Origin of the sequence: Amycolatopsis keratiniphila, from assembly GCF_000400635.2 — a bacterium.
Lineage (GTDB): Bacteria > Actinomycetota > Actinomycetes > Mycobacteriales > Pseudonocardiaceae > Amycolatopsis > Amycolatopsis keratiniphila.
This window is the reverse complement of record NC_021252.1, coordinates 3,642,778-3,657,883: the sequence shown is the minus strand read 5'-3', so window position 1 is coordinate 3,657,883 and position 15,106 is coordinate 3,642,778. Positions and strand designations below refer to the sequence as shown.

General features: G+C 59.2%; 7 protein-coding genes. 4 read left to right on the top strand and 3 right to left on the bottom strand.

Annotated elements, in window-relative coordinates:
* Nucleotides 1–165: 165 nt before the first annotated feature.
* Nucleotides 166–489, bottom strand: a complete 324-nt coding sequence (locus tag AORI_RS83365; RefSeq protein ID WP_016333702.1) for a hypothetical protein — start codon at nt 487–489, stop codon at nt 166–168.
* 2,657 nt (nt 490–3,146) lie between these two features.
* On the opposite strand from AORI_RS83365, the gene AORI_RS57720 reads away from it, so the two are divergent.
* The 3 genes from AORI_RS57720 to AORI_RS57710 all read left to right on the top strand — a co-directional run bounded on the left by AORI_RS57720 (nt 3,147) and on the right by AORI_RS57710 (nt 7,682).
* Nucleotides 3,147–5,213 carry a hypothetical protein gene (locus tag AORI_RS57720; RefSeq protein ID WP_016333701.1) on the top strand — a complete coding sequence of 689 codons (2,067 nt, stop codon included), beginning with the start codon at nt 3,147–3,149 and terminating at the stop codon, nt 5,211–5,213.
* Between the two features lie 281 nt (nt 5,214–5,494).
* Nucleotides 5,495–5,947 carry a hypothetical protein gene (locus AORI_RS57715; protein ID WP_016333700.1) on the top strand — a complete coding sequence of 151 codons (453 nt, stop codon included), beginning with the start codon at nt 5,495–5,497 and terminating at the stop codon, nt 5,945–5,947.
* A gap of 169 nt (nt 5,948–6,116) precedes the next feature.
* Complete coding sequence (locus AORI_RS57710; protein WP_016333699.1) at nt 6,117–7,682, top strand: HNH endonuclease; 1,566 nt, start codon at nt 6,117–6,119, stop codon at nt 7,680–7,682.
* A 152-nt stretch (nt 7,683–7,834) separates the two neighbouring features.
* On the opposite strand, the gene AORI_RS57705 is transcribed toward AORI_RS57710, so the two are convergent.
* Complete coding sequence (locus AORI_RS57705) at nt 7,835–8,188, bottom strand: hypothetical protein (protein ID WP_016333698.1); 354 nt, start codon at nt 8,186–8,188, stop codon at nt 7,835–7,837.
* A gap of 325 nt (nt 8,189–8,513) precedes the next feature.
* Nucleotides 8,514–10,538, bottom strand: coding sequence for a hypothetical protein (locus AORI_RS83360; protein WP_016333697.1), 2,025 nt, complete (start codon nt 10,536–10,538; stop codon nt 8,514–8,516).
* Nucleotides 10,539–11,199: 661 nt separating this feature from the next.
* On the opposite strand from AORI_RS83360, the gene AORI_RS83355 reads away from it, so the two are divergent.
* Nucleotides 11,200–15,069 (top strand): NACHT domain-containing protein, encoded by a 3,870-nt coding sequence (locus AORI_RS83355; protein WP_016333696.1) that lies wholly within the window; start codon nt 11,200–11,202, stop codon nt 15,067–15,069.
* The last annotated feature ends 37 nt before the right edge of the window (nt 15,070–15,106 follow it).

Below are 15,106 nucleotides of genomic sequence, written 5' to 3'. Positions count from 1 at the left end.
CGCCACGCGCCAAGAGAGCGAGGGTCGCCGTCTACGGGACCGACTGGCAGCGCCAGACCTGTCATGAACGAATTTCATGCACTGCGCAGATCGAAAGCCAGCACTCTCCGGATCCGCGTGCTCGATGACCTGAGAAGACAGTTCCGGCCTTTATGAGACCTGGGCTTAGATCTCGAAGACGATGAACTGGTTCAAGAACGCGTCGACCAGGCGGGTGGTCGGGCCAACGGTGATCAGGTACGACTTGCGTTCGGGTACGTCGGCCACGCGGAAGTTCGCCTGGCACGAGCCGTCCCACATCACGATGGCGGCCGACACCAGTGACCCTGACCGCTCTTCGCCGTCGCTTTGGGCTACCCGGACGGGTAGTCGTTGCTTGAGTACCTCACAAGCTCCCTTCGCGATGCCCTCGATGTTCACGGTGTCGGGAGTGAACCAGTGATTCACCAGGAAGACAACTAGGAAGACCGCCAGCGTCAGGCGGGCCACGAACTTCCCCCGCGCGACCGTACTCTTCCTTGCTCGTGTCATGCCTGACAGTCGGGTTCATGTCGACTCTGTTACGTCGCCGCGGATGTGTGAGACCGGATCGCTACAGTTGGGATCTCACCTAAAAGCGGTGTCCAGTGGGTGATCGCACACCATCCGCACTTCTCCAACCTCATTGCCCGCACGGATCATCGGTCTGCACAGGAGGTGAGGCGCAGGCGCCGCAGTTGGTGTCGGTATCCGGGAACGCTAAGACGTGGCCCCTTCCGTGCGGCAACGATGACGAAGGGACAGGTCTTGGGGTGGAGCCGTCATCCGTGTAGCTCGCTCGCTACGCGTCGCTGTTCGCGATGATACGAAGGTGTCGTCGTCGGCGGGCGCCGATCTGATGCCGGCTTCTAGCGTCATCAAACGTTCTATGGCGTGTACGAGGGGCAGTAGGCGCAAGGCGGCGCCAAGGGCTGAGCTCACGCGCGATCTCTGACCGCGTGGAACCCGCAGACTTGCCACCAGGAGCTCTGCGTGGCATAGCGCTGGTGTCGGAAGCGTTGCGAAGCGTTTCTGTCGGGGGTCTGCCGTAGGTTCCGGCAAGTGACACGATCTGCGCAACTTCGGTCGGCTGTCGAGCCGGCTTTGCACGGGCACCTCTACGTGCTTCAGTTCAGTAACGACGTTATCAAGGTTGGGAGCAGCTCGGATGCAGTTCGGAGAATTGATCAACATCGGCGGGATGCTGCTCGATATGGGCTGAGTATAGCAAATAGCTGGAGCTCCGACCCGGAAGAATGTTTTGAAGCTCAGGAAAGAGATCTACTGTCAGTACTTGCGCACTTGGGTAGGCGCACTTCAGGTGGTCGTGAATATTTCTTGGGGGTTCCATTTGAGATGGCCAGGTTTCAGGCTCAACATGCCCGTCAACTCAAGACGAAAGTGAGCTGCTGCGAAACCGGCGTTGCACCCCTGGACATGATAATTCCAGCGAAGCTTGTCTCGGTAGAGTCGATTGAGGAGTCAATATTCCAGGATCGTGGGTATATCTGCGATATCCAGGGAGAACTCGTTCTTGAATGCGGATCAAGGGTGCGAGCCATTATGTGCAGTGACCGGATGTTAAAGGTTGGACACGAGTTCGATGTTGAGTTCGACTGGACATCGGCCTCCGATGAGATTTGGACCGCATATTTGAGCTCCGACCCTCGATAAGATCGGCTGCGTCCGATTGGTAATCTACTTGTGTGGCGAAAGTATAGTGCGGTCGAGGTGGGCCACTTGTGCTAGCTGCAAAGTTGTCGTTCGATTCAGATTTCCGTTGCGGCTAGCCGATAATTTCCATACTCGTGCCTGCAGGACCGCGGCCCTGCAGGCACGAGTATGATTACTTGAAAGATGCATGAGTTAGTCAGCGGAATTGGATGCCGCTGACCTGTCGAGGTTCCTGTATCGAGCCCAAAGGGCAAATATTTCGACTAGAATTGTCCACATTGCCACGCCTGAGACTGATGCGACTATAAGAATCGCAGTTCCGTAAGATTCACTTTTGATCGATTTCGTTAGTATCGCCAAGATGACAGAAACTGCTGGGATGACCGAGGACTTTAAGCGTAACTCCCAAGCTTTGGCGCGGTGATCCGCGGTGATGTCGGGCGATCGCAGGGTAGCGTCAGATAGTCGAACGCACGCAGGCATGGGAAGAAGTGCCACACCTAATGCGGCTGCCCATGCCCAGCCGCCCATGAAGGCAGTGGTCGCGATGATGAGAACATAGAAGATGGAATCGGACAGTGCGCGTCGGTCCATTTGCCAGAACCGCATAGGATGATCGCTCATTCGATATTAGCTCCTCGCTGACTGGATCTCAGGTTCTCCAGGTGTCAAACCCGTGCTGCTCGGCAGATCAAAGTTATGGAGTGCGGCAGTGAGCATGGCCGTCGGACAGGTCGGTGAACAAGTCAATCTGGCCGCCGTAGGACTATGCAACCGCCGACTGTGGAAGGGTGGCTGTGTTCGAACCTGCTGATCACGCTGAAGTCATCGAGAGACGCATAGACGCTCGGCAACGATGTCGGTGAGCATTACGACCAAACCGAGCTCGACGTGCGGCAGCGCAGAGTTTGTCACTCCGGTGCCGCTCGGGGGCCATCATCAAAGGGGGCTACCGGTGACTGAGCTCGGCCAGCGGGGTGACGTCCTTCCTGCAGTCGTGACTTGCTGGAATTTGATCTGAGCAAGCTGGGGTGTGATCGTCCGCGAGATCCAGGCTTGGCTCGGGCCCTCACCCCGGAAGCATGTGAGGGTTGCCGTATGCCCGGCGACTCTGCCAAGCGGCTGGACGGCCCCCGCAGCATGGCCTGAGGCAGGCCCCGATCACTTGCCCGAACTTGCGGGTTTCGGACAGGCCGTGTGCTCCACTATGAGTGCGACGCCGGCACCACGGCCGACCGACGCTCGATAGCGAGCGGCGGGCACGCGGCAGGAAGCGACAAGCTTCATGACCGATGTCCTCGCGGTGGCTTCTCATGCCGGCGCGTCGTGACGCACATCCGCGGTTCGCGGAATCCGTCACGTCGGTGGCGTGGCACGTGGGTCCCGCCCCATAGTCTCGGAGCGGCCGCTCCGGGGCCGAGGCGAGAACACCGCCACGACCACAGGAGGTTCAAGTGATTGACAACGAGTCTGATCCCCAGCTCCCCGACGATGACTCCGTGGCGTCTGAGGACGTCGCCGGCGCAGAGGAGGAGCTGCCCGCGCCGCCGGCGTGGAGTCGCTGGGACAACGAGCCGATGCCTACGCTGCCGAAGATGGCGGCTGTGAGGCGCGCGTTCGATGCGGGCGTGACCTACGGCCTGCCGAAGAACTTCGCGTGGGCTCTGGCTTCCGCGGTGACCGACCCGGCCAGCCTGCGCGCGGCCTTGTCCGCGCCTCGATCGACGCCGGTGGTGGGCGGAAACTTCGAGTTCATCGAGGTCGATCTCTGGACTCCGGGCGTGTCGCCGATGGTGACCAATCACCGGGCCTTCGCCGAACGGGTCTACCCGGCGTCCGGAGCCCCCGGGGCGATGGGGCCGCTGCGCGGTCCGACGTCGGAAGACGGTGAGACCTCGACTCTGGTGACCGAGGCTCGGGATGTCTCACACGTGCTGGCCGAAGCCGAGCGGGCCGGGAACTTCATCATGTCGGACAACAAGCTGGCCGCCTCCATCAAGGAGCGGGGCATCCTGATGCCCGTCGACGTGGTCTATAACGAGATCCGTCACGACGACGGGGAGCCCCCAGCGTGTCTTCTGGTGACCGCCGAGGGCTCGAGTCGTGTCACCAACGCGCACTCGGTCCTCGGGGTCGAGAACGTCAGGACCGTCATGTACGACCTGCCCGGAGAGGAGAGCAACCTTCGGCGGTTCGTGAACGGCGTTCTCCTGGAGGACCCGAAGGAGCCGGGTATCTCGGCTCGTACGGTCGACAAGCGCCGGGGTCGGCGCAACGCGCTGATCGTTCGCGCCCGGGTAATCCTGAAATTCGTGCCAGCGGCGGAAGCCACCTACGATTTCGCGCAGGCTCTGGGCGGCTACCTGGGGATGCTGCATGTCGACGGCCCCCGCCCCTGGCCCACCACCGGCAAGAACGAGGCGATGGCGGAATCCGTCGTGCGGGCGCTCCGCCACGCGGACGCCATCAGCGAGGACGAGCACGCCTACCTCGCCGGGCTGATGGACCCGAAGACCGCGGTGGAGAAGGGCTTTCCCGGGGAACAGGACGCTCAAGCGGCTTACGTCCTGGCGACCATCCTCGACCGCGGTCTGATGCCGATCGTCTCCCGGGCCATCCGAGACGTGACCTCCGCGGCCAGGGCCATGCCGGCTACCAAGGCCGAGGCTGCGGCGGAACTAGCGTTGCGGCCGATCCGGAGCCTGGCCACGAGCCTTCCCGCGAGCGACCCTGTTCGAACGCAGATCGACGCCATGCAGGCGTCCTACCGGCGTAGCTGCCGCCTTCGGTTGTACGCCACTACGGACTGGAAGGTCACCGGTCGAACACCGCAGGAACTGCTTGAAGCCGCCCTTGTCGAGCTAACGTCCTCGACCGGGGGGCCCGCCGGTTCTGGGGAGCACGCCGCTCGCGCCGAGTTGGCGGCGTTGGCGCAGTTCCACTTGACCCGCTCTGGGAGTCTGCGCCGGGAACCGTACGGCAGCGGTGGTACCGACGCCGACAAGCGAGGGCCGAACGACGTCCTCGGGGCGATGGTTGAGGAAGCGCAAGGCCTCCACCTGCTGTACCAGGCGATCGTCGATGGCCGTGCCGGACGCAGGCCACGGGTGGTGGACGAGAACGGTCGCCTCGTACGCGGGCACCTCGACGGTAGCGACGGCTTGATCGAGGAAACCGGCGGCGACGAGATCACGATCACCAACGGGTGGCTGCGCTACCACGCGTTCCCGCGCCCGGGGGTAGATCGCCCGATGCCGACCCCACCGGAGAATGAAACGCCTGCCATGCGGCTCGCTCGACACAAGACGACGATCGAACGTCAGCTCGCGATCCTCGAGCAGGAGGTCGAGAACCTCGAAGAAGTCATCGACAACGGTGGCACGCCACTGGTGGAGCTTCAGGGCTGGGCGACCGGTGAGTTGATCAAACGGCTTGGAGCCCTGCGTGATCGTCTGACGTTCTGGGACGGTCTGGCCAGCCGGATCGCCCGTCGGGAACGTCCGGACACCACGACCGCGTGAGGCCATCGGGTGGCGGGCCGTGTCAAAGCGTGACCCGCCACCCGATCGGGCTATAAATGTTGCGGGATCCGTGACTTCCGGCCCGTACCATGAGTCACAGATTTTGGAGCCCTGTTGGGGGCCACTCCGATGGCGCAGTGGGTGCCGGCTACGGCACAGCAACGCGGCGGAACGGCGACGTCCGAACCGACCGATCCACGAGCCTGAGACCCGGCGGCAGCTCTATACTGACCTACGAGCGGGACAGTGGTCTCCACGCTCCGGACCACCGGAGTACGGAAATGTCCCTGCCGAGGCGCCACGTCGCCGACTACTTCTACCCGGAGCTCACCGCGATCGCCGTCGCGCCGCATGGTGGCGTGTGCTCGAGCGAGGTGACCGGGTTTCCCGACCGACAGGTCCAGCAGGCCGTCTTCGACGGGGAGAACGACGACCCTGGTCTCCTCGCCAACGCCCGCGCCACCTGTGCCGCCTGCCCCGCTCTCGCCGCCTGCCGCCAGTTCGCCGAGGTCAGCCTCGACGATACGACCTTCCTGGCGGGCACAACCGCCGAGGAACGCTCGCTGTCCGCCCGTCGCGCGCCGCGGACCCGGCACCGCAGGGCGGTGGTCGAGCGGATGCGGAGAGCCGGTGTCACCATCCCCGACATCACCTTCTACACCGGTTACCCGACGCGAAGCATCGAGGCCGACCTGGCACGGAGCGAGCGCGATAAGACCGCACGAATCGCATAGAACCCTCGAGCGACGTCGCTGTTGCAGCTAAGCGGTGAGGACCGCAGCAGTCTGGGTGTGAGCGTCCAAAGGCGGCGAAGTACCGCGGTCAGACGAGTGGCTCGGCGCTTCGCGCGCCGCCAGCTCAGGGGCGAGCGGTTCTGTCGGTGGTGTTGGCTAGCCTGGCCCCGTGGGTATCTCGGATCTGACCGAACACGCGGTCCGCGCGGCGATGGCTGAGCATGACGAGCTGGGCGTCGAAGCGTTCTGCGGACGTTACGGCTTCGAAGAGGGCAGTGATGACATCGTCGTGGCCGGCGATAAACGGTATGGAAGCCAGGCGCTAGTAGCGGCCGCGCACGGGTTCCTGCCCGACGGCACGCCGTTAACGCCGGCGGACGTCGTCGACACCGCTGCCGTCAAGGACAAGCTGCTGTCCCTGGGATTCGTCGTGCGAAGGGTTCGATTGCCCGACTGGACTCGAGACGAGCTTGTACTGGCGTGCGCCTTGTTGTTCGAGAACGGCCGGAAGGCGTTGAAGGCCGGTGATCCGCGGGTTCAGGAGCTGTCACGCCTGCTTCGGACACGGGTGAGCGGCTCTGCGGGGCAGTACGGCGACAAGTTCCGGTCGGTCAACAGTGTGCAGCGAAAGCTGTACGACCTGCAGACACGCCTACCCGAGTACACCAAGATCCCCACCAAGGGCGGTCAGCTCGACCTGCGCGTCTTGGAAGAGTTCCAGCAAGATGAGGTCGCGATGATGGTCGAGGCCGCCGAGATCCGCTCCCGTACGGATGCCGCCGTAAGGTCGAGCCGCTCGAACGCTGAGCAGGCGTGGGCGCTGTTCTGTGCGGAGGGAGAACGCAAGTACGGCGGCAACGGCGGCTACCCCGACGTCCTCGGAGAACAGTACGTCTACGACAACCAGGTCGCGAACTCACGTCGACTCGCGGTCGGCGATTTGATCGTCATCCGCGACGGTGACCGGGTCCATGGTGTCAGCAGGGTCGAGAAGATCGATACCCAGAGCGGGGTGCTCAAGCGACAAAGGGTGTGTCCCGAGTGCGCGGGGAGCCAGTTCGACGAGCGTCGACGACAAGTGCCCAAGTATCGGTGTCGGCGGACAAACTGTAACCACGAGTTCGACCAACCGCGTGACACGACAGTCGAGGTCACACAGTTCGTCGCGGTATACGGCGCAGGATATCGCGCTCTCGATGGAGCGATACCACTCGATGAGCTGCGCACCCGGATGCTGGACCGCGCTCCGCAGAACGCGATCCGCCCCCTCGACCACGACGGGTTACTGGCGCTTCTGAAAGGTCTGGCGGTACCCACACCGGCGATGCCGGGGCCTCGCCGTCGGACGGTCCCGGCCGGTGGCCATCGCGAGGGACGAGGAAAGGTCCGCGTCGGCCAGGACAAGTTCCGGGAGAACCTGCTCGCGGACTACGGCCTGCGTTGCGCGATCACAGGGCCGTGCCCAGCGGAAGCGCTCGAAGCCGCGCACCTGCGAAAGTTCGCGGAACACGAATCCCACGATGACGGTCTTCTCATGCGGGCCGACGTGCACAAACTGTTCGACCGCGGCCTGCTCGCCATCCACCCCGAGACCTGGACCGTCGTTATCGCACCGACACTGGCCGACTACGACGACTACGCCAAACTCGACGGCTTGCCCGTAGTCAAGGGGCCGGACCCGGCCGCCATCCGCGATCACTACCTCACTGTCACAGCGGCCTGGGGAGTTGCGTAACCTCGCCTTCCAGGCGCCACTCGGGAAGCTCATCATGGGGCGGGCTCAGGTTCGACTTCGAAGACTCCGTCGATAACGCGGTACCCGATGACCGATGACCTGCTGCGTTATCGGCTATCGTGGCGTTTCCAGCTGAGCTTCCCGCGATAGCCTTACTCGTCGACACGGTCGTCCGCGACCGCGTAAAGGAACTCCCGCACGTCGGATACGTCCGGTGGTTCCTGGGCTTGGTTCCGTGCGAATCTGCGGTAGTACGAGTACACGCGGGCGCGCATCTCGGTCTCGCGTGGCTCGCTTGAAACAAGTTCGAACGTGAACCCGTCGCCGTCCTGGACGAGACGCAGAGGACGGGCGAGCCCATCATATGCGTGTGCGACGTCGAAAAACCCCTCGACCATCTCAAGCGCCAGGGATGGATCGCCTACCCACCACATGTGTCCAAGCATGTTGCCGGAGTCCGCGAACAGAACTACGGGATCCACGATGTCATCCCACGTCGGTGCCATAACTCTTCTCCCCAAGTGATGCATACATGTTCTCATCAATCGTCCATGCTGGCCAACCTGTCACAGTCCCACAAGACAAGACTAAACCGAATTCAGCGGCGGCGGCGTGATAAGACACCGGAAATTCCGGCAGCTGCCGTGAATACGCCCGCCGTCACATAGATCGGCAGTGGTAGAAGAGTAAGAAGAAGCCCTGCGCCGGCCAGTATCAAGGTGACACATCCTGCGGCAGTCAGCATGAGCCGGCTAGCTCGCCTGGTCCGCTGATCGCAGTCCAGTACTTTGTCCGCCATGGCGGCCAGGGTATGCGGTCGGCGTGGTGCGCTCATGAGATCACCGGACTAGGCATCGCCGACGGTCTGGTGCTGGGATCTAACTGGCGCAGAATGAGTGCCGGTGGTCGTCGAGGCGGGTTCTCCCGTCCGATGTACCGGTCCGGGACGACGCGTTGGTCCTGAACGCGGGGGTGCCGTTGAGATGGGTGCATGATGGAGACCGATCCGTCGACGAGACCGAAGACCGGATCCGCCAGGGCATCGAGAAGTGTGGGGATGGAAGGTCCTTGGTCAATTTCGACATGCAGATCTCGGCCTTCGCCGCCAGTCCAGACGTCCACGGCGTACGCACAGCTGACAAGGCCGAACCGACGTAGGAAAGCGCTGCCGAGCGAGATGGGCCCGCAGCTGTGCCGATGGAATTTCATTCCGGCGCGCTCGCCGTTGCTAAGCCGAGGGCTCGTCATGAGCTCTGGGTCGACGCAGCCGCTGTCATAATGCACACTGTCGCGAATATTGGGCCAGATTTCTCGCCAACGTTTAGCGCCCACTCCGTCCAGCACAACTAACGCATCGGTGCACACACTATCGTGATCGAGTAACCGAAGCTCGAGCGCATGTTGCCGTGGCACGATGCGCAGCCCAGGTAGGCCGTCTGTGCCTGGGTGAGGCTGGACGGGCGCGAGCATCGCGCGAAGGAACCACCGCAACACCTTCTCGTGTAGGTTGATAACCATTTTATCGCGTCGAGGGCTGACCATGCGAAACACCTGGTGCCCACGATAGCGCTCTCCGCTGTAAGGAGGCTGGGATCCTCGAATCATCAACAGCAGCGACGTCTCCAGGATTCTCTGCGCGGTGGAATGTGCTTCTGGTATCGCCTTACCGTGCGGAGTTGAGGTTACCGCTTTTCTGATCTTGACCACTCTGTCCGAGCTGGGGTGCAGCTCTTCGCCGGTGTAGCGATTCCACAGCACGGCCAGATCGAGCTGAACTTCCCGCCTGCCGGCCTGGAAGACTTTCTGCCATGCCTGCCAGTGGTCGGGCACGGGTGTATATCGGTGGCGAGAACGCAGGTATTCTTCGCGCGTCGTGGAAATTCTCCGGAGCAGCAGTTTGCAACCAGGATCGTTGGGCAGCGGCACAGAACTATCGATGTCGTGGAGCTCGACAATGCGTCCGCTGGGATCTATGTCCAGGCGGAATCTGCCAGGAGTGAGCTGGGTCGCTCGGTGGCAGAGCTGTTCCAGCACGTTCAGTTGCGATGGGGCGTCGGGCCACTCGACCACCAGCGATTCGTCGCCACGTACGCTGGACTTGACCCACCACGCATCGCGAAATACGCCGATGCGGCGTAGGACCCCACTTCCTAATGAATTCGGCCCGAATACTCGCGGCCGCCGTGCCAGCACCTCGGCCTCCGCCGGCGCCAAGCTGTGGGGATAAGCGTCGGCCAACAATAGTGCCGACGATTGCTCAGCATCGAGATAAGCCTTAGCCGCCTTCCACGCCGTCTCCGAGATCCCCGTGATCACCACGCGGGGCTGCGGGCTGAAGTCCGCCAACCACAGCTCGACACGTTCAAGGTCGTCCCAGTACACCCGTGCACCAGCGGTGCCATAAAGTTCCGCTGGATCGTCCGGATCCACGATCGGCAACAGATTTGTCAGTAACGGACCAAGTACCACCGGATGGAGTCGCAGTCGCAACTCATCCGGGGACGACCGCACGTCGTCAACTAGATGGCCCACCCGATAATCCCGGGCGACCGGATGAGACTCGAGCAGGACCATCCCCTGCAACAGCGCGTGGAGTACCGCTGACTCCAGTTCCTGCTGAGCTCGGTGCACCGCTACGGGTAAGAGACGGTGTCGTACCACGTGCGGCACCGTCGGTTCGTACTCAAGCCGTCCAACCGCGGGGTACGGATCGGCTAGTGCCCTTAGAAGTACCCGCTGGTCTGGCTCGGACAGTTGGCTGCTCAGCCGGTGCACGAAGGCACTGATCGTACGGCGTCGTTGCATCGTGAGACCATCGACAAGCCGAGTGATGTGATCCAGAAACTTGCCAGGCACGAAAGACTCCCTGCTCTGCCTCCGGCCAGGCGGACAAGGACGTCAAGTACAGCGAGTACACCGATCACAAGGTCGCCTGCGCGGTGGGCACTGCCCTAGGGGAATCGCATCACTCGCTGCCGGTCGCAAGTGATCCTCCACAGTGGCGGTCCGCGCCCGCCGACCGCGATGCTACACCCACGCGCAGGACTAGCGCTTGTTGCGGGGCTGCTCGTTCAACGAGGAGACTCGGATTCCCCAGCTCGGTTCTCTGGATCGAGGCCCGCCGGCGCGCGACCTGAGATGCACCCGGGGGGCACTGTCATGCAACCAGAATCATCGGTAACGTGGCCGGACGTCTCCCTATCTGTGTTCATGGGGCGAGCTGCTCACTATCCACACGCCTCTGGCTGACGTGACACAGGGGCTTCCCCTAGCGTCGACCAACGTTCAACGCGCGTGGCCATGTCCCAGCGCCTCGGTTCATCGTCGACCGATTCCGGCCGCGGCGCTCGTCCCTGAATGCGCCAGTATCGGAAGGGGCGTCACGCTGACCTCTGTGCATGGCCAACCGCACATCGTGGGGCGATAGTGGGCTGAGACGTGTTCGATGCGGTTGGCCCGCTCCTGGCCGGGCGGAAATGGGGTCAATGCCCCCCCATGAACCCGCGTCCGTGGTGAGGTGGAGGACCTACCGTTCTGGAGACACCCGCGCACCGGTGCTTGCGCGCCAGTAAACACACCTGAAATGCTACCGAGCATGGTAGTTGCCCGCAATATCTCGTACCGAGACAGCCTGAGGATTCTATCTGGGAAAGATTCGCAACTGGTTAACGAAATAGATAAGATCCTTGGTGGAATCATTCTTACTTCGGCGCTCGCGGTTGGGCCTGGCGTACTTCCCGCTATTGGAGTTAAGAACCAGCTGCGTCAGCTGATGGAGTCTCCCCTTGGAAAGCTAGGTGCGAAGCTAAAAAACTCCTACATCCCCGAACTTGTCGATCGGATTGCCGCAGCAAATGCTCTGACAGTCGTTCTATCGGTAATTGAAGTTACGTCAGAGGTGGTTGGCGGCGAGTGGGATAATCTGCTTGTTACGGATGATGAGATTCGTCGATTGCTTGGGTTGGACGGCCAAGAGACTGATCCTACGCTATCAGCGATAGTGGAGCATCTCTCGCGAACGGAGTTGCCAGCTCCGGAGAGTGTGCTGCCCTTTAGTGATACAGTAGAAGGCGTGCGAAGTTTCGCTAGAGAATATGCAAAGCGTCTCGTTGCGTTCTTGCATGGTCTTCAATTGCGGGAAAATCTGGGCGCTTCACAAAAGGTTGATTTGGATAGGCGAATACTTGCAACTTTACCCGATCGTGCCGGAGAAAAGTACGAGGAATATGTTTGTCGACTAGCGAGCGATGTGCCAGAGTTTGCGATGTGGCTTGACCTCCGTCAGCACGAGGCAACCAGGGGTGACCTTGCTGAAAAAATAGGAATACTTAAGGAGAAGGTAGATACTCAATTCGGCATGACTAGTTCTTTGCTGGATCAACTCGGGAGTCTTCTCTCAAGCGGATTAGTCGAAAACAAGAGCTCGCACAGATGGATCGAAGGTTTGAGAGCGTGCTACTCGGCAGAGTTAACGCGTACAATTTTGGAGACTTCTGATGGCTCTGAGGTTGGCCTTAACATTCCTACCATGCGAGAGGCTTATATCGATCCGTTGTTTAAATTGGCGGTAGATGAAGATGGTCCGTCCATGCTTTCAAGTGAGCAATGGTGGCGCGATCGCGAGGAGCAATCCGATATCCTTCGCGTAATGGCTGGCTATTTGACCTCGCCGCGCTCTATGGAGGTCCCTCTGCTCCTTCTTGGACATCCCGGAGCCGGAAAATCAACTGTTGCAAGAGTTCTCGCCGCAGAATTGGCCGCGAGTGATTTTCTGCCTATACACGTGGTCCTCCGCAAAGTTAGTGCGAATGCTTCAATTCAGGCACAGATAGAGGAGGCACTCTTTTTAGTATTGCAAGAAAGGATTTCTTGGCCAGCATTACTTGCTAGTTCGCCGGGTCTACATCCAGTGTTAATTTTGGACGGATTCGACGAACTAGTGCAGGCAACCGGTACTAGTCAGTCGCAGTACCTTGAGCAGGTCCGTGAGTTTCAGTGGAATTCGAATGTTCAAGGACGCTCAATTTCTGTAATCGTAACAAGCCGAACGATCGTAGCTGATCGAGCTAGGGTACCTCGCGGTACTGTGGCATTAAAGCTTGAGCCGTTCAACACTGCGCAGATCACAGCTTGGGTTGACAAGTGGAATATCCAAAATGCTCAAGAGTTCGCAAGGCTTTCCATTGAGCCGCTAGACGTTGAAACGGTAATAAGGTATCGCGATCTATCGCAGCACCCAATCCTTCTGCTAATGCTCGCACTTTACGACTCGGACGGCAATCCGCTCACTCGCGAAAAAGAAAGCCTTGTGGGCGCAGCCTTGTATGAACGACTGTTCATACGATTTGCGCGGCGAGAAATAGTCAATAGGCAAGGTGCCAATATGGAGGATCGAGATATCGAGAAGAAGATCGAAGAGGAGCTTTACTACTTGGCGATTGCGGCACTTGCAATGTTTAATCGTGGGGCCCAGATTATCAACGAGGATGAGCTGGAATTAGATCTCTCGGCATTAATGGGAACAGTGGAGACGTCTACTGTTCATGATTTTCAATCACGGATATCACGGGCTCATGCCCTGGTTGGATCATTCTACTTTGTGAACAAGTCTGAGGCCGCAGAGTTACGTCGCGATGGAGAGAAGGGCAGAAATTTCAACAGGTCTGTTACCTCAAGAAGTTTTGAATTCTTGCATGCCACATTTGGCGAGTATCTAGTGGCTAGGTTGTTTAAGAACCTCCTTCAGAATTGCCGTAAGATTGTATCGGGTGATCAACCCTGGGAAGGGTCCAGGGAAGTAATTCAGGACGATTTAATCAAAGCACTATACAGTCATGAAGTTCTCGCTCAGCGTCAGCAGATTCTCCTATTTCTTGCCGAGATGCCTACCACGGTAGACGAGCGTGGATCGTTAGTTAAAACTTTAGGACAACTACTTGAGCGGTCCGGATGGGACCATGTTAATCACGGGTACGAGAGATACGGACCCCGCTCTGCGGGGAATGTGAAACGAATGGCCGTGTACAGTGTGAACCTTATTCTTTCATATGCAGCGTTCGCAAAATCAATAAATGTAAAAGAGTTGTTCTTTGGACCTGCACGAGACGAGTCTGGCCATTCTTCGGCAAGTCAGCGATGGAAACAGTACGCGCTTCTTTGGGAATCACAGTTGGAGCCAGACCGGTGGAGGTCAATTTGTTCAGTTCTGAGGCTTTCGCTCGACGGAGATGGCGACGGTCTAGTATACCAATTTTCACTCGGAAAAGACTTCGAAATATCCAAGTGTATTAATATGCGTGACAGTCTCCATGGTGGCGATTATTCAAGCGCCAACTATCTTTGGATAAATGATCTTATGGAACAAGAGATTCGCCGAGTGGAACTGTCTCCTGGTCTCCTCAATCTTCCGGCATTGGCCCCTTCTGTCCACTTGTTCGATAACGTTGGCCAGTCGGCTTCCACAATTTTTACTGCGGGTTCTAGTTTTGCTTTAGATTCAATTATAAACAATACGCCAGGAAACGTGGCACTTGGCTCACTATTTCTTACTAGGATCGCATACCCTCAGTTAGACGAGAAGGGAAAAGAGCTCCTTGCTCATGACTACCTAGTTCTCCTTCGAACCGTAGGCAGGACGAAATCCGGAGGAGAACTTCCAGGTGAAACAATGAGACCACGCAATAGTAGTGCGCAACGGCTTGCTCGCTATGTGTTGCACACTTTGCACGCGAATTACTCCATGCTTCCTAGCGCTGTCAAGTATTCCATTCTTAAAGCTACCCTATCCTTGGGGCCGAGTGACGCCGACCTGGAGTTCTATTCATCTATAATAGAGCTGACCGGGAAGATCGCTAATGCCGACGGGTTTTCAAAGGAACTTGTAGGAATCGCACGAAACGCCTTTGCCCAGCTGGATGCATCGCACCTTATCGAGACTCAACCTGCGGTGATGCTTTCCATGATTCTAAACTTTGAAACCTCTGGAATGCCGGTTAGTAGAATTGCCGAATATGGCCGACTGGAAGATGTGTTCGATCTATTTGATCTGGTTGAAATTGGCCGGTATGTCGATCCTATGATTATATCTCGCGTGTTTCGGTTAGCAAGGTCTAGAATGCTGGTTCGGTGGACGGCAAGAAAAACTGTTGAGATTCTCCCGCTACTCGATGATTCTTCCCTGTCAAAGCTTAGTGCAACCGACTGGCAGTTCTTGGTTTCTTGCGTCAAGGTTTTTGCGGCAGACGTCGCACCTCGCTTGTATGAGCGTTTTTCAGAATGGCTGGAAAATCTAGCTCCCAGCTCGGATGGCGTGACAGCCCTCGAATTTGATACAACCGAGGAGGTAAGATTCGCGAGGTTGGCCTCTGGAACTGATTGGCCAAGGTAGTAAAATAGGTTAGGTGGAGCGATTTGGAAATTTGATG

Bases quoted from the DNA above. Each gene is read 5' to 3' on its own strand.
- AORI_RS57715 (WP_016333700.1), top strand. From the start codon at position 5,495: ATGTCCCTGCCGAGGCGCCACGTCGCCGACTACTTCTACCCGGAGCTC.
- AORI_RS57705 (WP_016333698.1), bottom strand. From the start codon at position 8,188: ATGGCACCGACGTGGGATGACATCGTGGATCCCGTAGTTCTGTTCGCG.